Below are 22,740 nucleotides of genomic sequence, written 5' to 3'. Positions count from 1 at the left end.
TGCCCCCGAAGCAAGAGATATGCGGGTAAACTGTTCTCGATTAGCTTAGGCGTGGCCAAGGACTTTGCGTCGCTGGCGCGATGTGGCCAGCACACTGCCGTCCGCGCCCCATGCGATGGCGTCATCGACGGCCCAGCCATCGGAGTGCTGGATCAGGCTGTATTCGAAATAGGCCCAGCCATCGGGTGCATTGGCGGGCGTTGGCGGCGTCAGGAAATCATAGCGCAGATCTACCGTGGTCATGATCGGCGGAGCCTCGAAACCCGTCCATGACGGCGGATACAGTGCATCCAGCAAATAGCAGAGGCGGATTTCATCCAGCGGCTGGCCATCGCGCATCCTGATCCAGCAACGCTCATTGCGTTTGCCATCCTTGTTACCGCCAAAAATGTTCGGGCCACCGTCAAAACGGTATTCGGCATGTAGGGCAAAGCGCGGTGCAAATGGTCCCTGCATACCGACACCGACAGGAAGGCTGTCGAGCGCGGGGGGCGGCACAGCGCGATCATAGAGGGCGGCGGCATCCGGGGTGTTGCGGCCAAATGTGCCGCTGGCATTGTGGGTCAGGCGCTCGCCCTGTGCGGCCTGAACGGCGGCATAGGTGATCTGGCGGCCTTTTCGCAGCATTTGCGGGGTGAACAACAGCGGCTGGCCATAGTTTGCCGCCGCCAGATACTGCACCGACAGGGTTTGCAGCGGCGCATCGATATCCAGCCCCTGACGCATGGCCTTGGCGCACAGGGCGGCCAATAAGCCCCCGAACGGAAAGCCTTTTTCCGGCGGCAACTGTTGCGGGGCGTTGGAAAACTCTTCGCGCATCAGGCTGGACAGCCCGCCTTCGACGGGCGTCAGCGCGAACGCCTGTTCCAGCAGTTCGAGCGATGAAGTCGGGTGGGGGTCTGCCATGGGAAGGTCGATCTGATGGTAGTCGGGTTTCAATTAGAAACTTACTCGGTGCATTTAAAATCGCAACCCTTGTAAAAATCCTGACGCGGGGTCACTCTATAGGCATGGGACGCACAGCCGACTATTCACGCCAAAGCTGTTCTGTCGCCGGTGCTCTCGAAGTCATCGGTGATCCTTGGACCATGCTTGTGATCCGCGACGCCTTCAACGGTGTGACGCGTTTCGAGCAATGGCAGGAACATCTGGGCGTGGCCCGCAATGTTCTGGCGGCGCGCCTGAAATCACTGGTGCATCACGGTGTGCTGGAGCCGCGTCTGTATTCGGAACGCCCGCCGCGCAATGAATATGTGCTGACGGCCAAGGGCAAGGACCTGTACGGCGTACTGGTCACCCTGCATGCGTGGGGCGAGAAACATGTCTATCACGACCAGCAATCGGGCGTGGTCCTGCGTCACAAGACTTGCGACAATATTCTACAACCGCGCATTGCGTGTGGCTGCTGCAACGAGATGGTCCGCCCTCGCGAGGTTCAGGTCATCTATACCGCCGACCGCCCTACCGTCGGCGACATGATGGCCGAGGACGAAGTAGCCTAAAGGTCTTCGTCTGCGGTCAGCCCCGTTCCGGCACGATGGTCGGGCGGGTATTGGGCAGGATTTTCTCGACTTCATGCGGTTCGACATGGCTGGCCATGCGATAGGCATTTACCGGCTGGGACCGGTTGATCCACATGGCATAGTCCAGATGGTCCGCGCGCGGATCATCTGTATTGGGATGCAAAAGAATGGTCAGGCCGAGGCTGTTTAGCTGCAACCACGGGATGATGACGGCCAGAAGATCATTGGTGAAGCCGAAATAGAATGACGGCGTCACATGCGGGCCGCGCGGTTCGAGGTTCCAATTGCCCAGTTCGACAGGAAAACGCTCAAGCACCCACTGACGCAAAAGAGCGGCCTTGTGGGGGTTGTCCTCGTCAAAATAGATGTGGGCGTGATAGCTGCCAATACGGGTAAAGGGCTGGGGTCTGGTTGGTAAAACGGCCTCGCCGGGACGTAAGGAAACGGGGGCGGCTGTCGTTTCGTTCAATACATCACCCCATGGAGACTGACCCGTTGCAGCGGGCGGAACATGCGGGGCAAAGGCACCGGATGATGTGGATGCAGACGAGGCCCTGGCTGTGTTTGGTGCAATGGCGATAGCGGCGGTGCCAGCCCCCAGCAAAAGGTTTCTGCGGTGTGGCGACAGGCTTTCAATGGGGCCAGCGGAGTCCGGCATGGTGCTGGAAGGTGCGCGGCGCATGGATAATCCCTGTTCAATCCGTTTCAGGGTTTATCCCTAACAAAACGCTGTCGTAATGCTGCATGAGTTCTTCTGAAGCAGCCCTTAGCTTTGCTGGCGATGGCGCGCCAAGACGCTATATGTTTATGATACGTCAAAGGTCCGAGTATAAAGATGTAGTTATGTTTACGTCCCTGACATCGCGTATCGCCGCCGTGGGTATTATGGTTGCGACGGCCCTGTTTGTACTGGTTCTGGCCATAGTTGACGCTTCTCGTCAGAGTCGCGAGAGCTTCCAGTGGGTCATGCACTCCAGCCAGATCATTCAGGCGATGGAAGAGACTATGGCCGGTTTGCGCGATGCGGAATCCGGTCAACGCGGCTATGTACTGACGCAAAATCCGGGCCTTGCGCAGTCGTTTGAGCGCCGCATCGAGGATGCGCGCCAGTCCTATGGTCAGCTATACGAGCTCACCAAGGATAATCCGGTGCAGAACCGTAGAGTCCGTGAATTCGGCGTGCTGATGGACGAGCGTGTCGAACTGATGAATACGCCTCTGCAGATGGCCCGGCAGAATGCTTTTAACGAGGCAAGAACGGCTATTTCGGAAGGGCGCGGCCACGAGACGATGAATGCGCTGGTGCTGATTGCACAGGACTTCCTGAACGAAGAAGAAGCGATACGCGACAAGCGCATTATGTCCGCCGAGAGACGTCTGGCCTGGGGGCGTGGACTGGCTCTGTTTGGCGGGCCGCTTATTGCTCTGCTGACCTTGTTGCTGTCGGCCATGGCGATCAGTCGTATCCGCTATCCGACCCGCGTACTGGATGCTGCCATGACCCGGTTCGGACAGGGCGAAATGGATGCCCGTGTTGAGGAGAAAATGGGCTCCAAGGAGTTCGACCGTCTGGCGCACGGCTATAATGCGATGGCCCAGAAGCTGGAAACCACCTCTGCTGCACAAGAACGCAGCAAGGCCGAACTGCGTCGCGTTCACGATGAACTATTGGCCAGCAGCCAGACGCTGAAAGAACGTGGCGAGGTGATGGAGCTGCTGGGCGCCATGTCGCACCGTATGCAGGCCACACGCACCGACGAAGAACTGGCCGAGGTCATCAGCATATTTGTACCGCGTGTCATGCCGGACCTGCCGGGCGCGCTTTATGCTTATAATAATTCGCGCAATCTTCTGGTGCCGATGTCGGTATGGGGCGAACCGCGCGACGTGGGGCAGAGTTTTGCCCCGGATAAGTGCTGGGCTCTGCGTCGTGGTCAGGAGCACTATGTCAGCGGCAAGGGCAAGGATGTGGTTTGTGACCACGTTCACGAGGACGTCGTAGCCTATCACTGCGAGCCTTTGCTGGCATCGGGCGAAGTCATCGGTGTTCTGTATATGGATGGCATTCTGGATAGCGAGGCCCGCTTCCGGATGAGTGTTCTGGTCGAGAATATTGCCTCGGCCATGACGAACCGCCGTCTGCAGCGCGATCTGAAGGAACAGACCATCCGTGACCCGCTGACAGGCTTGTTCAATCGTCGCTATATGGAAGAGGCTTTGGCCCTTGAAGTGGCCCGGGCCAGTCGTGCAGACACGCCGCTATGTGTGGTCATGTGCGATGTCGATCACTTCAAACGCTTCAATGACGAATATGGTCACGATGCGGGTGATGCGGTTCTGGCGCTGGTGGCCAGTGAGTTGGGTGAACGCTTCCGCGATGGCGACATTGTCTGCCGTTATGGTGGTGAGGAGTTCACCATCATTGCGCCGGGTACGACCAAGGAAGACTTGCTGCGCCGCGTTGAAAATGTTCGCGAGGCCATGTCCAAGCTGTCCCCGCGTCTGCGTAATCAGCTTCTGGGGTCGATCACTATGTCGTTTGGTATCAGCCAGTGGAACCCTGATATGGAACGGACGGGTGCCGACCTACTGAAACATGCCGATGCGGCCCTTTATCAGGCCAAGAGGGACGGTCGAAACCGGACGGTTATGTACGAAGCCGGGGCTTTAACCAGCGCGGAATAAAGAAAAAAGGCCACGGTGATTATGCCGTGGCCTTTTTGATATCGGGGTCAGAGAACCGCTTGGGTTGACTGGATAAAACCACCGCCCAGTACCCGCTCGTCATCGGCTGGATCATAGAGGACGCAGGCCTGACCGGGGGCGACACCTTCTTCGCCTTGTGCAAACACGACCTTCACTTCGCCGTCCTCATAAGCAAGACGGGCCTTGGAAGGCTGGCGGGTCGAGCGAACGCGGGCCAATACCTCGGCACCGTCGCGGGCAGCTTCTTCGATCGTGGCCTGTTGGCCCAGCCAGTTGGTTTCTTCCAGCACGAGGCTGGCGGTCAACAGGGCTTCGCGTGGGCCGACAATGACCTGACGCAGTTCGGGGTTCAGCTTGGTCACGAACAAGGGCTCGCCCACGGCCACGTTCAGACCGCGACGCTGGCCGATGGTGTAGTCGGTAATGCCCGAGTGCTTGCCCAGAACACGACCGTCCATATGCACGATTTCGCCCGCTTCGCGGCCTTGCGGGCGCAGACGGTCGATCAGGGTGCGATAGTCGCCAGTGGGCACGAAACAGATGTCCTGACTGTCCGGCTTGGCGGCGATGCGCAGGCCAAGGCTGGCCGCTACGCCGCGCACCTGCGGCTTTTCCAGATCGGCCAGCGGGAAGCGCAGATAGTCCAACTGGTCCTGGGTGGTGGCGAAAAGGAAGTAGGACTGATCACGCGAATGATCGATGGCCTTGCGCATCTGGGCGCGGTTACCGGCAATGGCGCGGCGCACATAGTGGCCGGTGGCCATGGCCTCGGCACCAAGGTCACGAGCCACATCCAGCAGATCGCGGAATTTGACGGTCTGGTTGCAGCGGATGCAGGGAACAGGTGTCTGGCCCTTGAGATAGGAGTCCGCAAACTGGTCGATCACGGCGTCTTTGAAGCGGTTCTCGTAATCCAGCACATAGTGCGGAATACCGATTAGATCGGCGGCCAGACGGGCATCATGGATGTCCTGACCGGCACAGCAAGCTCCCTTTTTCTTCAGGGCTTCGCCGTGGTCGTAAAGTTGCAGGGTGACACCCACCACATCATAGCCCGCCTTGTGCAACAGGGCGGCAACGACAGTGGAATCCACACCGCCCGACATGGCGGCAACAATACGGGTACCCAGCGGCAGACCGACGGCCTGTCGCACGCTCTCGATCGCGGCTTCCATGTCGGTGGGCGACATGGGGGCGATATCGGGAATGGGGCAGGTCAGGTCATCGGTCATAGTCATAGCCGCCATTTAGGGGCTAAGCGGCGCGATTTCGAGGCCATAGGGGCCACAGTTATCAAAAATGCCGCCAATGGCACCAAATATGAAGCCCCGATACGAAGAAGGGCCGCTCCCCCTCGGTCGCGGCCCTTATCATGGACGACAGACGTGTGGTCAGTCGCGATAGCTCTGGATACGCGTGGTTCGAAGACCCTGCATACCCCATTTTTCAATCGCCTGTTGCCAGGCCGCAAACTCTTCTGCGGTCAGACGATAGCGCGTCAGCGCGTCTTCCAGACTGATCAGACCACCACGCACAGCAGCTACCACCTCGGCCTTGCGACGGATCACCCAGCGGTTTGTATCCGCGGGCGGAAGATCGCGCAGCGTAAGGGGCGTACCCGTCGGGCCGACCACATATTGTTCGCCGTTATTATTTAGGCGTCGCTCTTGCAGCATGGGCTAATGCCTCTTTCACCACCATCACCACTGACACTCACCATAGGGGCCTCCCGCTAAGGCCAATTTAAGGGTCGTGGTGAAGAAATGGCTAATATCGAGCAATGTTCTGCAGCCAAGCTATGACTGCAGAAACATCAGGTTTACTAATACTAACGGGGACTTATCGGTCTTAGCTTGGCGCTAATCACCGCTTAATGTTGATCAGTTCGGCGAGCATCTCGTCTGCCGTCGTAATAATTTTCGACGATGCGGAATAGGCGCGCTGGGTTGTGATCAGGCTGGTGAACTCGTGCGAAAGGTCCACGGTGGACGCCTCAAGTTGCGAGGCACCGATCATGCCTGCGCCGCCGGTACCGGGGGCTTTCAGGTTGTAGGTGCCCGAGTTCTGGCTGACGCGGTAGGCGTTACCGGAAACTTCGCTCAGATTGTCGGTGGACGGGAAGGTGGCCAGTGCAACCTGGGCAATCTTGCGCATCACGCCATTGTCGAACACGGCGGTAACAAAGCCGGTATCGTCGATCTGGATCTCGGTCAGATTGCCGAAGGCCGTGCCGTTGGTGAAGGTCGCCTGTACGAAGCTGGTGCTGTCATACTGGGTCAGACCGCCCGCCGAGGCGTTCAGATCAAATACGATGCTCTGGCCCGCAATACCCAACGAGGCATCCCACTGGGCCTCGGAGCCAACAGCACCCGGGGGCAGGCTGCCATCCGAACCGGCGAAGGTCAGAACCGGATTGGCCGGATCGAACAGTGCGCCTGCGCCGAGGGCGGTCATACGGGCAACATCGAAACGACCGTCCTGCGTAAAGGCTACCGTACCTGACTTCAGCAGGTTGTTCGGGCTAACCGCCGGATCAACGGCACCGTCCGGCGCGCGGATTTCCGCATGCCATTCGTTGGCGGTGGCGCTCTTCAGGAACGAGATGGTGATGTTGCGCTGGCCGCCCTTGGAATCGGACACCGGCACGGTGATCTCGAAATCGGGCTTGATGCCGGTGGTCGGGTCCAGCGCGTACATCGACATCGAATGGGTTGCCGGATCGTAGTTGGCAATGTCGTCGTTGAGCTTGGTGCTGGACTTGAGGTTGGCGTTCAGGCTGACACGGGTGGTCGGCTCTGCGGCACCGCCGACCGAGCCGACGTTAATGGTCGACAGGCGGTTCATGTCCGACGGGTCGAGGTTCACATTGCCGTCGGCATCAACCGGCCAGCCTTGCAGGTAGTAACCCGAGGTGTTTTGCAGATAGCCCAGCTCGTCAATCTTGAACGCACCGGCGCGGGTGAACAGGCGGGCATCCGAAGGCGTCAGGTTTTCCGACTTTTCGGTCACCACAAAGAAGCCCTGTCCGGCGATGGCCAGATCGGTCGAGGAGGTGGTGCGCTGAAGCTGACCTGGCTGGCTGATGAACTGGCGGGTATTCGCCTTCACGCCGCCTGCCGAATAGGACACGCCCTGCGACTGGGTGTTGACGACGGTCGAGAACTCGGTGGCCACGCGCTTGTAGCCGACCGTGTTCACGTTCGCGATGTTTTGCGAGATCGAGGACAGGGCCGCTGCGTTGGAGGCCAGACCGGATACCCCGGCCAACATGGCGCCATTGATGCTCATGACTGGGTTTCCTTAGGACAGATACGAAAGAGGATTGAGGGTACGGGCGAGGGTGCCGATCAGGGACGGATCGTCTTCTTCGGCGTCGGTCGGCGGCGGAGTAGCTGCCGTTCGCTCTTCAAGTGAGATCAGGGTTTCCAGCGGCATGATCGACTTGCCGATGGTGACATAGGGGACACCGTCATACATCTCGACGGAGGTGACGCGGCCGCGGATCAGGGTCTGGCTGCCGACATCCTTGCCAGCGGCGTCCTTGGCCGTGACGCGCAACGAATAGACGCCGCCATCATCGACCTGACCGCCGCCGGTCGTCTTGCCATCCCAGCTAAAGTCGTGAACGCCGGTGGTCTTGCCATCGCCTTCGCCACGCCAGACGACCTTGCCCGACGCATCCAGAACTTCCAGCGACACGGTTTCGGCATTCTTGCCCAGTTCATAGGACCACTCGGCGCTACCGTCTTCGTAGCGGGTCGTGTTCCAGATCGCCGTGCCTTCCTTGCCAATATAGGCGGCGGCATTGGATAGGGCGTTACCGTTCTGGGCGGCCAGCATCCCTTGCAGCAGGTCATTGGTCAGCAATTGCTGCTCGACGCCCGCCATCTGGGTCAACTGCGCCGTGAATTCGTTGGAATCCAGCGGCGACAAGGGGTCCTGATTCTTCAACTGGGTGGTCAGAAGGGTCAGGAAGGTTTCGAAATTGTCGAACAGCGTCGTCGCACCGGCATTGATCCGGTTTTGGCTGTTCGCGGTTTTCTGGACGGCATCAACCATCGGCTCAAACCTTCATATCGACGCCGGTGGGCGCGAGGTTAAGGGACTGCCAGACCGGCGGGGGCGCATCGGCCTGTTCGGCCAGACGGCTGCTGCCTGCAAAGGCGCGACGACCGGAACGGCTATCGGACATGAATTGCTGGAAGCCACCGCGCTGGTCGCTTTCGCGGTCGGTGAATTCCAGTGCGTTCTCGGAAATCTGGAAGCCCGCTTCGTTCAACTGGCGACGCAGTTCTTCGGCGCGGGCGCGCAGTTCGTTGGCGGCGGCTGGCGTATCAAAGACCATGCGGGCCTTCACGTCGCCGTCGGCACCGACTTCCATAGCGATCTCGACCGTACCGAGCGTTTCGGGCGTCAGAACCATGTCGAAACGAGCCACTCGTTGACCCAGTTTCTGGACGAACTGGGCGGCGATTTCGGCGGTGGTATTAAAGTTGGCTGCTGAAAGACGGGTTGGGTCAAGACGCGTGGCGACGGCCGTGTCTGTGCCTGTAGCACCCTGGAGAGGCTCGGACATTGTCGCTTGCGCTTCGGGGGCAGCATCGGCGGGCAGGAGCGGGGCAGGGGCCGTGCGGACGGTTGGGGTTTGTTCTGCTGTTAACGATGCAGACGCGCCCTCGGCCATGCTTGCGGCCATGGTGGAGGGTTGATTACCTCCAGTCGTTGCCGTCTCAGCCGTCGTCTCTGCCGACATATCTGCCGTTAGGGCATTGCCGCCCTTGTCCAGTCGGTGGGCGGCGGCATTGGATTTGAACTCGCCCGTGGTTTTCGGGGCAACTTGCAGGGCTTGCGCGGCTGTCGTGGCCAAAAGCTGCGGGTTTTGCGTCTGGCGCAGGGTTGCTTCGACCTGTTGTGCGCGTTGGCGGCTGGCCGCTTCGGCGTCTTGGGCCGAGGGTGCGGGCGCAGGAATTTCGGTTTGTTCGGCGTCGAGTGCCGACGCGGCTTCGTCTGTTCCCAGCTGTGCCGCGAGCGGCACTTCGGGACGCATGTGCAGGCGCGTCTCGGGCTTGGCCACAGGTTCGGGCGCGGCGTCAGCCGGTGCCGGAACTGGCGCGTTTACCGGAGCGGCGAGAACCGCCGGATCGGCTTCTGGGTCTGGCTCGGTCTTGGGCTCTGTCTCGGCATCGGGCGCTGGCGTTTGCGGCGTCTCGCTGTCGGGCAGGCGGAATGCGTCTGGTGCCGGTGCGTCCGTTTCCGCTGAGGTCGCACCCGCTTCGACAGGCGGTGCTTCTACGGGCGCGACGGGTAAGATCGGCGACGGCGGGGCCGCAAAGGTGAAAGCCGCAACATTGTCACCACTGGTAACGGCCTCTTTGGTCGTGGGGGTTTCGCTGCCCATCACCGAGCCGAGCAGACCGGCAAACGCGTTATCGGTTCCGCTGTCCGTGCCCGCACTGTTTGCAGACACGCCAAAACCCGTCGCTCCGTTGGGAGCGCCGAGCGGCAGAACAGACAAGATAGCGGATGCGGACATTGCCCAGCGATAACTGTTGGTGAGGGTGGGCGTCTTCTGCGCCGGAAACATTCGACAGCCTTGTCGCAAGGGACGGGCCAGTTTGCCGAAAACGGCTCAACCTAAAGAAAACGATAGGGTTTTCAGGTTTTGTCCACGGCCCGTCCACAGGGTGGAATGATGGATAAACCTGCCGGACCGGATCGTTTTTGCCGGGCGGGCAGGCATGAATGGGCAGGGTCGTTTCGCGGCTGGCAAACTGGCCCGCTTATTGCCCCTCTGGTGTTCGAGAGCACAGGGGCCGAATGCCAATGTCTATTAAAATCAATATCTTGAGCAAAATCGCTCACGCGGGAACCGGGCAAGAACTGCGCGGTTGTCTGCAAGCCTTGCCGGGCATTGCCCGTTACCGCCCTGCCGCCCGTTACTGCCCTGACGAAGGAGTTCGCTGATGTCCCTTGGACTGATCATGAATATCGCCACAGCGGGCATTAATACGGCGCAGAGCCAGTTGCGCGTGGTGTCGGACAATGTCTCCAACATCCATACCCCCGGCTATGTTCGCAAGATTGCCGACCAGCAATCCCTGACGACGCAGGGCATGGGTTCGGGCGTCGAGATCGCGCGTGTGCGTTTGGCGACCGACCGCTTCTTGCAGGCCTCGACATTGAATGCCTCGGCTGATGCCGGCCGCGAGACGGTTCGCTATGAACTTTATGACCGTATCCAGTCGCTGTTCGGTGACCCCGGTGGCGATACCAGCTTCTTTAGCAATATCGACAAACTGTTCGGCGAGTTTGCTGCGGCGGCGGAAATGCCGACCTCGGCGGCGGCGCGTCAAAGTGCTGTGTGGAAAACACAGGCAGTGTTCGAAGATGCCAAGCGCATTTCAGGCCAGATTCAGGCTGTGCGCGAAGATGCGGATGGCCGCATCCAGTCTTCGGTCGAAACGATTAACGGCCTGCTGGAACAGATCGACAAGCTGAATCGCGAGATCACCCGCGCCACTGTGACGGGAGCCGATGCGACAGGTGCCCTGAACGCGCAGGCGAACCTGGTCGACCAGTTGTCCGGCTTTATGGATGTGCGTCTGACCCAGCGTTCGACGGGCGGGGTGGAAATCCGCACGGGAGCCGGTTTGCTTCTGGTCGGGAACAGTGCGGGCAGGTTGGAATATAATCGTGCCGGTGCTGTTGGTGGCGGGACCAATTTCAATGACATCATGGTCCATGAGCCGAGCGGTTCTGTGCGTTCTCTCAACGAGGGCCTTGTAAGCGGCGAGTTGAAGGGTCTGCTGCAACTGCGCGATGTGGATACAGTACAGGCCGCCGAGCAGTTGGGGGAACTGACCGCCAAACTGGCAGACGAACTGAACCGTGCGCACAATGCTTCGACGGCGTTTCCCGCTCCGTCGGTGTTGGAAGGGCGCAATACCGGCATGTCGGAAATCACGGCCTTGAGCGGCTTTACCGGTACCACCACGATTGCCGTGGTCAATGCGGCCGGAGTGATCCAGAATTCGGCCGAGATTGTTTTCAACGGCGGCACGATGACGGTCAATGGCGTGGCCGCAACGCCCGCCACCTTCCTGACCGTCCTGAGCGCGCAGGTGCCGGGGCTGAATGCCAGCTTTACGGACGGCAAGTTGAAGCTTGAGGCGACGGGCGGCAATGGCGTGGCGATTGCCGATGACGCCACTATGCCCAGCAGCAAGGCGGGACGTGGCTTCTCGCACTTCTTTGGCCTGAATGATCTGGTGTCCGCCTCGGGTATTTCGAACTACGAGACGGGCATGACGGGCGCGTCCCAGCACGGTTTCGCACCGGGCCAGACGGTCAGCTTCCGTTTCTCGGACAGCAATGGCGTCAAGATTCGCGATATCGAGGTCACCATGCCTGCGGGCGGTGGCACGATGACCGAGCTTCTGAACCACCTCAATGATCCGGTGAATGGGGCTGGGCGTCACGGCACCTTTTCGATGAATGCGCATGGCGAGGTGATCTTTACGGGTCGCGGATCGCCTCCTGCGCAGATGTCGGTTGTGAATGACCGCACCAGCCAGACCCCGTCTGGCGTTTCCATGAGCGAATTGTTCGGGCTTGGCGGTACGCGTACTGCCCGTGCGGGAACCTTCGAGGTTCGTGGCGATATTACCAGTAATCCGGGCAATCTGGCACTAGGCCGTCTGGACCTCACTGTCCCTGCTGGCACGCCGGCCTTGAGCGCTGCCAATGGCGATGGTGCACGTTTGCTGGCAGCGGCGGGCGATCTGTCCACCCGTTTTGGCGCAGCGGGCGGGGTAGCAGGCAGTAGCTCGACCTTAAGCCGCTATGCGTCCGATATGGCAGGCAGTATCGGTGCAAAATCCAATCTGACCGAGAGTGCCGCAAGTGGTGCCAAGGCCCTGTTAAACGAGGCGTCCAGCCGTCGCAGTTCGTTCGAGGGCGTCAATCTGGAAGAAGAACTGGTGCTGATGACGACCTATCAGCAAGCTTTCAACGCATCGGCGCGCCTGATCCAGGCGGCGTCGGATATGTATGACACACTGTTCGGGATGGTCCGATGAGCCGCGTATCGACCTACGGAAACTATCAGTCCGCTCTCATGAATATGATGGCGGCGCAGCAGCGTAATAGCGAAGCGCAGGACCGCGTTTCGACCAAGAAGAATGCCACAGATCTTCATGGTTTCGGGCGCGACGCGGCGACGGTCAATGCGCTGCGAACCAGTCAGAACCGTATCAATGCCTATCAGGAGGTCAGCAAGACAGTTGCCGATCGTCTGGAAGCGCAGGATCTGGCCATGGGCCGACTGAACGAAGCGGCGACCAATTCGCGTCTGGCCATTGCCAATGCGATTGCCAGCGGCCGCACCGAAGGCTTGATGGCCGAGTTGGAAGTCCAGTTCCAGATTGCCCAGAACGCCCTGAACACCAAGCATCAGGGGCAGTATCTTTTCTCGGGCGGGGTAACGGACAAACCGCCGGTGGCGACCGCAACCCTGAATGATCTGCATGCTGCGGGTGCGACAGCGGATGCGTTCGAAAACGGCTATCTGCGCCAGTCCAGCCGCGTGGACGAAAATGTGGTCATGGACACCGGTTTTCTGGCTGACACGCTGGGCGAAGAAATGTTCGCCGTGTTCAAGGATCTCAAGGCACTGGATGCGGCAACGCCGCTGACAGGGACGCTGGATGGAGCAACGACCACGGCTCTGACTGATCTGATGAACCGTTTTACCACCGCCGCGACCAATGTGGTCAATGAGCAGGCCAAAAACGGTACCTATCAGCAACGCGTTGAAAAGCTGATCGAGGATCATCAGGTGCGCGCCGATTCCGTCGAGATCATGCTGGGCGAGAAAACCGATGCGGACATGTTCAAGGCCGTGTCGGAATTGGAATTGTCGCAGATCGCCCTGCAAGCCTCGGCTCAGGTCATCAACCAACTGCGTCAGGTCTCGCTGCTGGACTATCTGCGCTAAACCGGACGGGCGTCACAAGCTGAACAAAAACACGCGACCTGCGTTCAATGAGCGCCGGGTTGCCGTCCTGTTTTGATATGTCATCTTGTGTTGACTAGCGCGTCGGGGCTAAAGCTTGGCGGAATTCCAGTGTGGGATGGCCTTAGTTTAGGCGCGGGGTTTTATGACGGCGCATGTTGCGGACTACCGGATTGATACGGACGATGCAGGACGCGTGCGCCTTGCATTGTCGGGATCGTGGTCAGCGACCGGACTGGGCCTTATTGGCGAACGTCTGAAGCACGAACTGGATGGCCGCACGGTCGAAAGTCTCGACCTGTCGGCATTGGAGCGGTTCGATACGGCGGGGGCGCTGGCCCTGCGTCAGTCAGCCGATGTCGCGACGACCAAGACCCTCTGGCAAGCCCGCCCCGAAGCCGGCAGCATCTACAAAACCGTGGCACGGCTGGAAGACATGACCATGCCGCCACCCCAGCGGCCGCCATCATGGGTGCGCGGCTTTAGCAAGGTCGGCCACGGGGTTTATGATTTCGCCAGCGAGGCCATGGCCTCTTTTGCTTTTTTGGGGCGGTTGCTGGTTTCGTGTCTGTCCACCTTGCGTAACCCGCGACGTATTCGCTGGGCGGCGTGGGTGTCGCAGATGGAGCGGTCGGGACTGGATGCTATTCCGATTGTGGTCATCACCAACTTCTTTATCGGTGCCGTCGTGGCCTTTATCGGCGTGGACCTTCTGAACCAGTTCGGGGCAGGGGTGTTTGCGGTCCAGTTGATCGGCGTGGCGGTATTTCGCGAGTTTGCCGTGGTGATTACGGCGGTCTTGTTGGCAGGCCGTTCGGCTTCCAGCTTTGCCGCTGAAATTGGCTCCATGAAGATGAACCAAGAAGTCGATGCCATGCAGGTCATGGGCGTGGACTCGTTTCAGGCACTGGTGATCCCGCGTCTGGCGGCCCTGTTGGTCATGCTGCCGTTACTGACCTTTTTGGCCATGCTGGGCGGTCTTCTGGGCGGTCTGTTGGTGACATGGAGCCAGTTGAGCGTAGGGCCGGCTTTCTTCCTCCAGCGTCTGGTCGAGGATGGTTATATGCCGCGCCACATGATGGTGGGGCTTATCAAGGCACCGGTGTTTGCATTGGTGGTGGCCGCTATCGGTTGTCGTCAGGGTATGGCTGTGGCCGGTGATGTGCAGAGCCTCGGTTATCGCGTGACGGCGGCAGTGGTGCAGGCCATTTTTGCAATCATTTTGCTGGATGCCGTGTTTGCGCTGATCTTTATCGAGTTGGGCGTATGAGTATGTCTGTGGAGCCTGTCATCGAGGTGCGCGGCATGCTCAGCCAGTTTGGCGAGCGGGTGATCCACCAGAATCTGGACCTGACTGTCAATCGCGGCGAGATTGTCGGCGTGGTGGGCGGGTCCGGTACCGGAAAGACGGTGTTGCTGAACTCGATTATCGGTCTGAAAGAGCCCGAGGACGGCTCGGTCAAACTATTCGGGCAGGACCGCAGCACCATGACCAAGGCCGAGGCGGTTGCGGTCGAACAACGCACAGGTATCCTGTTCCAGCGCGGGGCATTGTTCTCGTCGCTGAACGTTATGGAGAATGTCTCGGCACCTTTGCTGGAGCATACGCGCCTGTCGCGCAATGTGATCCGTGAGCTGACCGAGATGAAGGTCGCCATGGTCGGGTTGAAGCCCGAGGCGCTTTATCTGAAGCCATCGGAACTGTCGGGCGGGATGATCAAGCGGGTCGGTCTGGCCCGCGCTCTGGCGCTGGACCCCGAACTGCTGTTCTTGGATGAGCCGACAGCGGGGCTGGACCCGATCGGGGCGGCGGCCTTTGACCAGTTGATTCTGGAACTGTCGCGCGACCTTGGCCTTACGGTCTTTATGATTACCCACGACCTCGACAGCCTCTATACCATCTGTGACCAGGTGGCGGTGCTGGCGGACAAACACGTTATTGCCAAGGCTCCCGTTGCGGAGCTGGAAAAGTCTGACCATCCCTGGATCAAGGAATATTTCCTTGGCCCACGAGGGCGGGCGGCCAAACAGAGTGCCGACTAGGAGGCCGGATCGAGATGGAAAGAGACGCTCATTATGCGGCGGTCGGCATTGTGACCGTGGCCCTGATGGTGGCACTGGCAGTGTTCACCATCTGGCTGGCGCGCCTGCAGTTCAACGAAGATTACGATGTCTATGACATCATCTTCTACGGCCCAGTGCGGGGCCTGACCGAAGGCGGGGAGGTCTATTTTAACGGCATCCGCGTCGGCGAGGTGACCAAGCTGAACCTCGACCCGCAAAAGGATAATCAGGTCGTGGCGCGTGTGCGTCTGAACGGCACCACGCCCGTGCGTGTAACCAGCCGTGCCCAATTGGAGCCACAGGGCATTACCGGTCTGAACTATGTACAGATCACGGCAGGCGATACCTCGACGCCGCTGCTCAAGACGCAATATCCCGACAATGCTGTGCCGGTGATCCAGTCTCAGGCCAGCCCGCTGGCGGAATTGCTGACGGGATCGGGAACGGTGTTGCAACAGACTGTGGATGCCCTGAACCGTATCAACCGCGTATTGTCGGATGACAATATCCGTTCCTTCTCGTCCAGTGTCCGCCATGTCGAGGAAATGACCGCCGAACTGAATGCCCGAAAGGGCATGCTGTTGGAACTGGAACAGACGCTGAAAAATGCAAATGCGGCTGTGGCGGAATATCAGGGTCTGGCTGCGGATACCCGCCAGATCATCAATACGGATGGCCGCGCGGCGATTGCCAATATCGCCAAGGCCTCCGAAGAAGCCCGCACGGCGATTGCCTCGATCAACCGTTCGGCTTCCAGTCTTGAAGAACCTCTGGGCGAGTTTGGCTCCACCACCGTTCCGCAAATCAACGATGCGGTGCGCCAACTCAATCAGGCCACGCGCGCTCTGGAAGACCTCATCGGCAATATGCGTCAAAGCCCACGGGAATTTATCGGCCGTCCGGCGGCCAAGGAACTGGAGGTCCAGCCATGATCCGTATTCTGACGCCAATGGCTGTTCTGGCGGTAACGGCGACCTTGTCCGGTTGCGCGGTGCTGAAAACGCCTGATCCGGTCCAAACCTATCGTTTCGGGGCAATGCCTGTTTTCGCCCGCGCAGATGCAGTCGCGAAGCCGTGCGAGCCCGTGCCGGTTTCGCTGCGCCGTATTGATTTCGAAAGCGCCTCTCGCGGGGACCGTCTTTTGACTGTCACGGGCTCCGAGACAGCCTATATCGGCACAGGTCGCTGGGTGTCACAGGCGGAAACCCTGTTCCATTCCTCGCTGGAGGATGCCTTTGCTGCGGGCGCGCCGTGTGTGCGTCTGGCATCGGGATCGTTTGCGCGTGACGGTCTGTTGCTGAGTGTCGATGTGCGCCGGTTTGAAACCGTCTATGCCTCGGCAGGAGCTGTTCCGGATGTGCACGTTTCGGTGGCCGTGCATCTGACCAACCGCGAGCGCGAGGTTGTGGCCTCGAACCGTTTCGACAGTATCGAAAGCGCAGGCGAAAACCGCGTGGCCTCTATTGTGGCGGCCTATAATCGCGCCAATGCCGATGTGACGCGCCAGATTGTCGAATGGACCGCCACCGAGGTGGCTGTGGTCCGCTAGGCTATAGTGAGAGTCGCCATACCAAAGCGGCCTTGTACCAAGGGGACGCATCAATCACTGGAGGGAATATGTTGAAGCGGATTGGATTATCGGCAGCTATGGTGCTCGTCGCGACTGCGGCAAATGCCCAAGTGGTTGCCAAGCCGCTGGCGGAGGGGCGTCTGTGCGCCTATGCAGATGTCGTCGGTGTGTGGGATAGCAAGGTTGTGAGCGCCGAAGAGGCCGGTGTCGAACGCTTTGCCGCAGCTTTCCCGCGCGACTACATGCGCTTCAAGCCCGATGGCGAGATGATGTACATCGCCTCCAACAGCGAAATCGCGAGCGTTCCGGAAGTCCATTCGCGTCTGGATGCTGCCGACAGCGCAGATGGTGCCACATATAATGCCGCGATGGTCGCCGAGGGGGTTCTGATCCTGTTCCAGAACGGCAATCCGTTCCAAGGCTTTACCTGCACGGTGGTCGAGCCGCGCGATGGCCGGGCGGTGACGATTTTGAGCGAGCTTGAGGGTATGCCAGCCCTACGCCGTGTCCAGTTCAAGCTGGACTAGAAGCCGATAAAAAAGAGCCGGAAGTTCAGAACTTCCAGCTCTCTTAATTTCGGGTTGTGCCGCGTCTTAGGCGACGCCAGCGGCAACGCTGTAGTCGGCTTCGGTCTTGGCCGCGACCTCATCCAGCGTGACGCCCTCGGCCAGCTCGATCAGTTCCAGACCCGAACCGTCCGGTTTGACGTCAAAGGTGGCCAGATCGGTGATGATGCGGCTGACCACGCCCGTGCCGGTCAGCGGCAGGGTGCAGGTCTTCAGGACCTTGGACTGGCCGTGCTTGTTGGCGTGTTCCATGACCACGACGACGCGTTTGACGCCCGCCACGAGGTCCATCGCGCCACCCATGCCCTTGACCAGCTTGCCCGGGATCATCCAGTTGGCGATGTCGCCGTTCTGGGCCACTTCCATCGCGCCGAGGATCGACAGGTTGATGTGGCCGCCACGGATCATGGCAAACGAGTCCGCGCTGCTGAAGTAGGACGACTCAGGGATTTCGGTGATGGTCTGCTTGCCGGCATTGATCAGGTCGGGGTCTTCTTCGCCTTCATAGGGGAAGGGGCCCATGCCCAGCATGCCGTTTTCCGATTGCAGGGTCACGACCATGCCCTCGGGGATATAGTTGGCCACCAGCGTCGGGATGCCGATGCCGAGGTTCACATAGAAACCGTCCTGCAGTTCCTTGGCGGCACGTTCGGCCAGTTGTTCGCGAGTACGAGCCATGGTCTTAAGCTCCCTTCTGGCGGACGGTGCGCTGTTCGATGCGCTTTTCCGAAACGGTTTGGATCAGGCGATCGACATAGACGCCCGGCGTGTGGATGTGGTCGGGATCAAGCGAGCCGACCGGCACGATTTCCTCGACCTCGACGACGGTGACCTTACCGGCGGTGGCCATCATCGGGTTGAAGTTGCGGGCGGTCTTGCGGAATACAAGGTTGCCGCGCTCGTCGGCCTTCCACGCCTTCACGATGGCGAGGTCTGCGACCAGACCCGTTTCCATGATGAAGCGGCGACCGTTGAACTCGCGCTCTTCCTTGCCCTCGGCCACCAGCGTACCGACGCCGGTCGCGGTGAAGAAGGCCGGGATACCGGCACCGCCAGCGCGGATGCGCTCGGCCAGCGTGCCTTGCGGGTTGAATTCCAGTTGCAGTTCACCGGCCAGATACTGGCGCTCGAACTCTTTGTTCTCGCCGACATAGGACGAGATCATCTTCTTGATCTGGCGGGTTTCCAAAAGCTGGCCGAGGCCAAAGCCGTCCACGCCCGCATTGTTGGAAATAACCGTCAGGCCTTTGACGCCACTGTCGCGCAAACCGGCAATCAGGTTTTCGGGAATGCCACAGAGGCCAAAGCCGCCGGACATGATAGTCATGCCGTCAAACGTCAGCCCTTCCAGCGCAGACTTCACGTCAGCGTATATCTTTCCCATGTCGCTCCCTTTTTCACCGTCTGATGAATATTGCGGTATATCCTCCCATCTAAAGGGTGAATGCGACAGCGGCAAGATGGTGATCCCACCCTGTGGCACTGAGTATCAAAAGCTGCCGCTTGGTTGACCTGCGAAGCGGGCGCGCACAAACAGGACAAAGTATCTGATGTGGAGGGGCGCTATGCGTTTGCGTAATCTATCTGTGGCCTGCGGGGCCTTGTTGCTGGCTGCGGGGGCACCCATGTCGGCGATGGCCGATGGCCCGACCTATCAGCAGCCGCCAGCGCCGATTGCCGATATTCTGGATTCGCGTCCCAATCCGGGTGTTTCCATCAGCCCGGATCGCCAGACGCTTTTGCTGACGGACCGCACCAATCTGCCGTCCATTCAGGAATTGGCCGAGCCGATGCTGCGTCTGGGCGGCTATCGCATCAATCCGCGCAATAATGGTCCGGCCAATAGCCGCGTCAGCTGGATTACGGGGCTCAGCTTCCAGTCGGTCAATGGTGGCGAGGAACGCAAGGTTGCGGGTCTGCCCGCCAATGCGCGCCTGACCAATGTGTCGTGGTCGCCCAATGGCCAGTCTGTGGCGTTTCTGGTGGATGCCGCCAATGGCCTGGAACTGTGGACGGCCAGCCTGTCCGATGGTCGCGCCAAACGCCTGACCAATGGCGTCATCAATGCCACGACAGGCAGCGGCTTTAGCTGGTTGCCGGACAGCTCCGGCCTGATGGCGCTGACAACGCCGGTCAGCCGGGGCCGTCCGCCGGTGACGGATCGCCCGCCGTCTGGGCCGATGATTGATGAAACAGGTGGCCGTGCGGCCCCGGTGCGGACCTATCAGGATCTGTTGTCCAACCCGATGGATGAGGCCCTGTTTGACTATTATTTCACCAGCCAGCCGGTGATCGTCACCCTGAATGGCCGTATGCGTAGTCTTGGCGAGCCGGGAGTGATCCTCGGCGCTTCGACCTCGCCCGATGGTCGTTATGTGCTGCAAACGCGGGTGAAGAAGCCTTATTCCTATATCGTTCCGGCGGCACTGTTCCCGACACAGGTGACGGTGTCGGACATGAATGGCCGTATGGTGCATCAGGTGGCGGACCTGCCGCTGCGTGACAATGTGCCGACCTCGTTCGACGCTGTGGCGGTTGGCCCGCGCTCGGCGCAGTGGCGTAGTGATCAGGACGCGACCCTAGTCTGGACCGAGGCACAGGACGGAGGAGATCCGCGCAATGCCGCCGAGGTGCGCGACCGCGTCTTCATGCTGCGTGCGCCGTTTAATGATGCGACCGTGACGCTGGCGGACCTCAAGCATCGCTTTGCCGGTATCGACTGGGGCAATGACCATGCGGCCATCGTCAACAGCCGCTGGTTCCAGAACCGCACTGAGACGCGCACCCTCGTCAATCCGTCGAACCCGACGGAGACCAAGGTGCTGTTGGAGCGCAACTATCAGGACCGCTATAATAACCCCGGCAGCGTGATGACCGAGGCCAATGCCAGCGGTCGTCAGGTGATGAAGTTCACGGCTGATGGTTCGCGCGTCTTTGTGACGGGTGAGGGCGCGACCCGCGAGGGGGCCTATCCGTTCCTCGACACGATGGACCTGAAAACCGGAGACGTTCAGCGTCTGTGGCGCTCGGCACAGGGCGAGTATGAAACTGTCGTTGGTCTGTTGGATGATAACGGCCAGCGTTTCGTGACCTATCGCCAGTCCAAGACCGATCCGGCCAACCTGCGTATCCGTGCGATGGACGGCCAGATTACGCCACTGACCCACTTCCCCGATCCGGCCCCGCAACTGGCCAATGTGACCAGCGAACTGATCACCTATACCCGTAAGGACGGTGTGCAACTGTCGGGTACGCTGTATCTGCCTGCCGGTTACGACAAGGACCGTGACGGTCCGCTGCCGCTGCTGATGTGGGCCTATCCGGCCGAATTCACCGATGCCTCTGTGGCCGGTCAGGTGGTCGATAGCGACAACCGTTTTGTACGTCCGTCGGGTTCCAGCCACCTGTTCCTGCTGACACAGGGCTATGCCATCCTCGACAATCCGACCATGCCGATCATCGGTGTGGACGGGGCCGAGCCGAACGACACCTATATCGAGCAGCTATCGGCCAGTGCCGAAGCAGCAGTTGATGCGGTTGTCGCTCTGGGCGTTGCCGACCGCGAGCGTATCGCTGTGGGCGGTCACTCCTATGGCGCGTTCATGACGGCTAACCTTCTGGCGCATACCGATCTGTTCAAGACCGGCATTGCCCGTTCGGGGGCCTATAACCGCACCTTGACGCCGTTTGGCTTCCAGGCCGAGCAGCGCACTTATTGGGAAGCGACCGGGACCTATAACGAGATGTCGCCGTTTGCTTATGCCCATAAGGTCAACGAGCCGATCCTGCTGATCCACGGCGAGGCAGATGCCAATTCCGGCACCTTCCCGATCCAGACCGAGCGTTTCTATGCGGCCCTCAAGGGTAATGGCGCGACAGCGCGTTATGTCGTCCTGCCGCTGGAGGACCACGGCTATCGCGCGCGTGAAAGTGTGGGCCATACGCTTTACGAAATGTCGAGCTGGCTGGACCGCTGGATGAAACCTGCAGCCTCGGCGCAGTAAACGTCTGAGCCATAAACAAGAGGGCGGGGGATATCCTCCGCCCTTTTTATGTGCGGGTCAGGCTTTGGTCAGGGTGTTACGGTTTGCGAAAATGCCGCGCTATCCGCAGCCTTTTCACGGGCTGAACGGTCGGCATCACCATCCATAACATTCCAGAAAACCAACAGCCCGATAAGAAGCAAGGCTGTCACCAAGGTCGAAATGACGAGGATGGTCATCAGCGAGCGCCCCTTGCCGCCACCGCGCACAAAGCGGGCTTCGACGGGCCGTCCTTCATGCACAGCATCGGCGGCCTTGTCGTGACGGTGCGCTTCAATCGGTTGCATGGCGTTCCTCCTTGCCGGATTAGCGCCCCCGTAGAGTAACGTGGCGGGGATGGGCCTTGTTCCGGCTGGCTATCGGTCCCAGTCCGGCACCTCGCCATAGAGATTGGCGGTAAAGGTGATGAAGGCCTGAACGCGGGCCTCTGCGCGGGCGCGACCGGCGGTCAGGGCGAAAATGGCAATGTCGGGAGAGCCTTGGTAATCGGGCAGGACCACACTCAGCCGCCCGTCCTTTAGCTCTTCGCCGACATCCCAAGTGGAGCGCAGGGCGATACCGGCACCGGACAGGGCCAGTTCGCGGGCGACCTCTGACGAGTTGGTGCGAACACGGCTCTTGGCGCGGAAGGTGACGGGACCATCGGGGCCGAGCAGACGCCACAGAGACTGGTTTTCGGCGGCCAGCTGGGCGTGGTCGCGCAGGTCGTCCAGTGTGCGGGGATTGCCGAAACGGGCCAGATAGTCAGGGCTGGCACACAGAACGCGGCGGTTAGGTGCCAAGCGGTGCATGGCGGAGTTTTCGGCATCCCATGTGCCGATGCGGATGGCGAGGTCTACATCCTCGGCCATCAGGTCCACAAAGGCGTCGGTGAGATTAAGCTCCAGCGTCAGACGCGGGTTGGCCTCGAGAAACGGTTGCAGATAGGGAGCCAGTCGCCTGCGCCCGAATGAGGTGGGGGCGGTGACGCGCAACAGGCCGCGCGCCTGAGTTGTGCGGCGCGACACTTGGGCTTCCAGATCCTCGACGCCATCCAGTAATTGAAGCGCGCGTTCATAAACCAGACGACCCGCTTCGGTCGGGGCCAAACGTCGCGAGGTGCGCTCGATCAGACGCACGCCCAGCCGGTCCTCCAGCCGTGCCAGCCGACGCGAGGCCACGGCGGGCGACAGGTCCAGACGACGGGCAGCCGCCGACAGGCTGCCTTCTTCGAGAGCGCGCACGAAGATTTCGTATTCGGCCAGCATGGTGCGGC

General features: G+C 60.2%; 21 protein-coding genes. 10 read left to right on the top strand and 11 right to left on the bottom strand.

The features are described from left to right. Positions 1-45: 45 nt before the first annotated feature. Complete coding sequence (locus tag WEU32_RS10670; RefSeq protein WP_406851873.1) at positions 46-906, bottom strand: thioesterase family protein; 861 nt, start codon at positions 904-906, stop codon at positions 46-48. A gap of 104 nt (positions 907-1,010) precedes the next feature. On the opposite strand from WEU32_RS10670, the gene WEU32_RS10665 reads away from it, so the two are divergent. Further along, positions 1,011-1,502: a helix-turn-helix domain-containing protein gene (locus WEU32_RS10665; RefSeq protein WP_312136298.1), complete on the top strand. Its 492-nt coding sequence runs from the start codon at positions 1,011-1,013 to the stop codon at positions 1,500-1,502. A gap of 16 nt (positions 1,503-1,518) precedes the next feature. Here WEU32_RS10665 and WEU32_RS10660 read toward each other — a convergent pair whose 3' ends face one another. Next, positions 1,519-2,205, bottom strand: coding sequence for a DOPA 4,5-dioxygenase family protein (locus WEU32_RS10660; protein ID WP_406851872.1), 687 nt, complete (start codon positions 2,203-2,205; stop codon positions 1,519-1,521). A gap of 161 nt (positions 2,206-2,366) precedes the next feature. On the opposite strand from WEU32_RS10660, the gene WEU32_RS10655 reads away from it, so the two are divergent. Beyond that, positions 2,367-4,208 (top strand): diguanylate cyclase, encoded by a 1,842-nt coding sequence (locus tag WEU32_RS10655; RefSeq protein WP_312136302.1) that lies wholly within the window; start codon positions 2,367-2,369, stop codon positions 4,206-4,208. Between the two features lie 47 nt (positions 4,209-4,255). Here WEU32_RS10655 and mnmA read toward each other — a convergent pair whose 3' ends face one another. The 5 genes from mnmA to WEU32_RS10630 all read right to left on the bottom strand — a co-directional run bounded on the left by mnmA (position 4,256) and on the right by WEU32_RS10630 (position 9,762). Continuing rightward, positions 4,256-5,476, bottom strand: coding sequence for a tRNA 2-thiouridine(34) synthase MnmA (mnmA, locus tag WEU32_RS10650; RefSeq protein WP_406851871.1), 1,221 nt, complete (start codon positions 5,474-5,476; stop codon positions 4,256-4,258). A gap of 144 nt (positions 5,477-5,620) precedes the next feature. Next, the gene (locus WEU32_RS10645; protein WP_312136305.1) at positions 5,621-5,905 is read right to left on the bottom strand and encodes a DUF1153 domain-containing protein; all 285 of its coding nucleotides are present in this window, start codon (positions 5,903-5,905) and stop codon (positions 5,621-5,623) included. Between the two features lie 187 nt (positions 5,906-6,092). Further along, positions 6,093-7,517 carry a flagellar hook-basal body complex protein gene (locus WEU32_RS10640; protein ID WP_406851870.1) on the bottom strand — a complete coding sequence of 475 codons (1,425 nt, stop codon included), beginning with the start codon at positions 7,515-7,517 and terminating at the stop codon, positions 6,093-6,095. Positions 7,518-7,529: 12 nt separating this feature from the next. Beyond that, on the bottom strand, positions 7,530-8,288 hold the full coding sequence (locus WEU32_RS10635) for a flagellar hook capping FlgD N-terminal domain-containing protein (RefSeq protein WP_312812405.1): 759 nt from the start codon (positions 8,286-8,288) through the stop codon (positions 7,530-7,532). 4 nt (positions 8,289-8,292) lie between these two features. Continuing rightward, entirely contained in the window at positions 8,293-9,762 is a 1,470-nt protein-coding gene (locus WEU32_RS10630) for a flagellar hook-length control protein FliK (RefSeq protein ID WP_406851869.1), read from the bottom strand. Positions 9,763-10,192: 430 nt separating this feature from the next. On the opposite strand from WEU32_RS10630, the gene flgK reads away from it, so the two are divergent. The 7 genes from flgK (at position 10,193) to WEU32_RS10595 (ending at position 17,403) form a co-directional block, all read left to right on the top strand. After that, positions 10,193-12,307, top strand: coding sequence for a flagellar hook-associated protein FlgK (gene flgK / locus WEU32_RS10625; RefSeq protein WP_406851868.1), 2,115 nt, complete (start codon positions 10,193-10,195; stop codon positions 12,305-12,307). Beyond that, the gene (locus WEU32_RS10620; RefSeq protein ID WP_312136314.1) at positions 12,304-13,224 is read left to right on the top strand and encodes a flagellin; all 921 of its coding nucleotides are present in this window, start codon (positions 12,304-12,306) and stop codon (positions 13,222-13,224) included. Before flgK ends, WEU32_RS10620 begins: the two co-directional genes overlap by 4 nt. 163 nt (positions 13,225-13,387) lie before the next feature. Beyond that, positions 13,388-14,512 (top strand): ABC transporter permease, encoded by a 1,125-nt coding sequence (locus WEU32_RS10615; protein ID WP_312136316.1) that lies wholly within the window; start codon positions 13,388-13,390, stop codon positions 14,510-14,512. Continuing rightward, positions 14,509-15,285, top strand: coding sequence for an ATP-binding cassette domain-containing protein (locus tag WEU32_RS10610; protein WP_312136318.1), 777 nt, complete (start codon positions 14,509-14,511; stop codon positions 15,283-15,285). The genes WEU32_RS10615 and WEU32_RS10610 overlap by 4 nt, the downstream gene beginning before the upstream one ends. Before the next feature lie 14 nt (positions 15,286-15,299). Further along, a complete protein-coding gene (locus WEU32_RS10605) occupies positions 15,300-16,238 on the top strand; it encodes an MlaD family protein (RefSeq protein ID WP_406851867.1) in 939 nt (312 codons plus the stop codon). Then, entirely contained in the window at positions 16,235-16,855 is a 621-nt protein-coding gene (locus tag WEU32_RS10600; protein ID WP_406851866.1) for an ABC-type transport auxiliary lipoprotein family protein, read from the top strand. The genes WEU32_RS10605 and WEU32_RS10600 overlap by 4 nt, the downstream gene beginning before the upstream one ends. Positions 16,856-16,923: 68 nt before the next feature. Then, positions 16,924-17,403, top strand: coding sequence for a hypothetical protein (locus WEU32_RS10595; RefSeq protein WP_406851865.1), 480 nt, complete (start codon positions 16,924-16,926; stop codon positions 17,401-17,403). Between the two features lie 66 nt (positions 17,404-17,469). Here WEU32_RS10595 and WEU32_RS10590 read toward each other — a convergent pair whose 3' ends face one another. Both WEU32_RS10590 and WEU32_RS10585 read right to left on the bottom strand, forming a co-directional pair. Then, complete coding sequence (locus tag WEU32_RS10590; RefSeq protein ID WP_406851864.1) at positions 17,470-18,120, bottom strand: 3-oxoacid CoA-transferase subunit B; 651 nt, start codon at positions 18,118-18,120, stop codon at positions 17,470-17,472. 4 nt (positions 18,121-18,124) lie between these two features. Beyond that, the gene (locus WEU32_RS10585; protein ID WP_406851863.1) at positions 18,125-18,826 is read right to left on the bottom strand and encodes a CoA transferase subunit A; all 702 of its coding nucleotides are present in this window, start codon (positions 18,824-18,826) and stop codon (positions 18,125-18,127) included. A 181-nt stretch (positions 18,827-19,007) separates the two neighbouring features. Between WEU32_RS10585 and WEU32_RS10580 the strand changes: the two genes are divergently transcribed. After that, positions 19,008-21,446 (top strand): S9 family peptidase, encoded by a 2,439-nt coding sequence (locus tag WEU32_RS10580; protein WP_406851862.1) that lies wholly within the window; start codon positions 19,008-19,010, stop codon positions 21,444-21,446. A gap of 68 nt (positions 21,447-21,514) precedes the next feature. On the opposite strand, the gene WEU32_RS10575 is transcribed toward WEU32_RS10580, so the two are convergent. Together WEU32_RS10575 and WEU32_RS10570 are read right to left on the bottom strand one after the other, a co-directional pair. After that, entirely contained in the window at positions 21,515-21,772 is a 258-nt protein-coding gene (locus WEU32_RS10575) for a hypothetical protein (protein ID WP_406851861.1), read from the bottom strand. 69 nt (positions 21,773-21,841) lie between these two features. Then, positions 21,842-22,732, bottom strand: a complete 891-nt coding sequence (locus WEU32_RS10570; protein ID WP_406851860.1) for a LysR family transcriptional regulator — start codon at positions 22,730-22,732, stop codon at positions 21,842-21,844. Between the last annotated feature and the right edge of the window lie 8 nt (positions 22,733-22,740).

The sequence above is a fragment of the Brevundimonas sp. BH3 genome, assembly GCF_045345115.1.
GTDB lineage: Bacteria > Pseudomonadota > Alphaproteobacteria > Caulobacterales > Caulobacteraceae > Brevundimonas.
The sequence above is the reverse complement of the archived record's forward strand: the minus strand, read 5'-3'. Positions and strand labels throughout refer to the sequence as shown.

Coding starts and splice junctions, on each gene's coding strand:
- WEU32_RS10670 (WP_406851873.1), bottom strand. CDS start 906: ATGGCAGACCCCCACCCGACTTCATCGCTCGAACTGCTGGAACAGGCG.
- WEU32_RS10665 (WP_312136298.1), top strand. CDS start 1,011: ATGGGACGCACAGCCGACTATTCACGCCAAAGCTGTTCTGTCGCCGGT.
- WEU32_RS10660 (WP_406851872.1), bottom strand. CDS start 2,205: ATGCGCCGCGCACCTTCCAGCACCATGCCGGACTCCGCTGGCCCCATT.
- WEU32_RS10655 (WP_312136302.1), top strand. CDS start 2,367: ATGTTTACGTCCCTGACATCGCGTATCGCCGCCGTGGGTATTATGGTT.
- mnmA (WP_406851871.1), bottom strand. CDS start 5,476: ATGGCGGCTATGACTATGACCGATGACCTGACCTGCCCCATTCCCGAT.
- WEU32_RS10645 (WP_312136305.1), bottom strand. CDS start 5,905: ATGCTGCAAGAGCGACGCCTAAATAATAACGGCGAACAATATGTGGTC.
- WEU32_RS10640 (WP_406851870.1), bottom strand. CDS start 7,517: ATGAGCATCAATGGCGCCATGTTGGCCGGGGTATCCGGTCTGGCCTCC.
- WEU32_RS10635 (WP_312812405.1), bottom strand. CDS start 8,288: ATGGTTGATGCCGTCCAGAAAACCGCGAACAGCCAAAACCGGATCAAT.
- WEU32_RS10630 (WP_406851869.1), bottom strand. CDS start 9,762: ATGTCCGCATCCGCTATCTTGTCTGTTCTGCCGCTCGGCGCTCCCAAC.
- flgK (WP_406851868.1), top strand. CDS start 10,193: ATGTCCCTTGGACTGATCATGAATATCGCCACAGCGGGCATTAATACG.
- WEU32_RS10620 (WP_312136314.1), top strand. CDS start 12,304: ATGAGCCGCGTATCGACCTACGGAAACTATCAGTCCGCTCTCATGAAT.
- WEU32_RS10615 (WP_312136316.1), top strand. CDS start 13,388: ATGACGGCGCATGTTGCGGACTACCGGATTGATACGGACGATGCAGGA.
- WEU32_RS10610 (WP_312136318.1), top strand. CDS start 14,509: ATGAGTATGTCTGTGGAGCCTGTCATCGAGGTGCGCGGCATGCTCAGC.
- WEU32_RS10605 (WP_406851867.1), top strand. CDS start 15,300: ATGGAAAGAGACGCTCATTATGCGGCGGTCGGCATTGTGACCGTGGCC.
- WEU32_RS10600 (WP_406851866.1), top strand. CDS start 16,235: ATGATCCGTATTCTGACGCCAATGGCTGTTCTGGCGGTAACGGCGACC.
- WEU32_RS10595 (WP_406851865.1), top strand. CDS start 16,924: ATGTTGAAGCGGATTGGATTATCGGCAGCTATGGTGCTCGTCGCGACT.
- WEU32_RS10590 (WP_406851864.1), bottom strand. CDS start 18,120: ATGGCTCGTACTCGCGAACAACTGGCCGAACGTGCCGCCAAGGAACTG.
- WEU32_RS10585 (WP_406851863.1), bottom strand. CDS start 18,826: ATGGGAAAGATATACGCTGACGTGAAGTCTGCGCTGGAAGGGCTGACG.
- WEU32_RS10580 (WP_406851862.1), top strand. CDS start 19,008: ATGCGTTTGCGTAATCTATCTGTGGCCTGCGGGGCCTTGTTGCTGGCT.
- WEU32_RS10575 (WP_406851861.1), bottom strand. CDS start 21,772: ATGCAACCGATTGAAGCGCACCGTCACGACAAGGCCGCCGATGCTGTG.
- WEU32_RS10570 (WP_406851860.1), bottom strand. CDS start 22,732: ATGCTGGCCGAATACGAAATCTTCGTGCGCGCTCTCGAAGAAGGCAGC.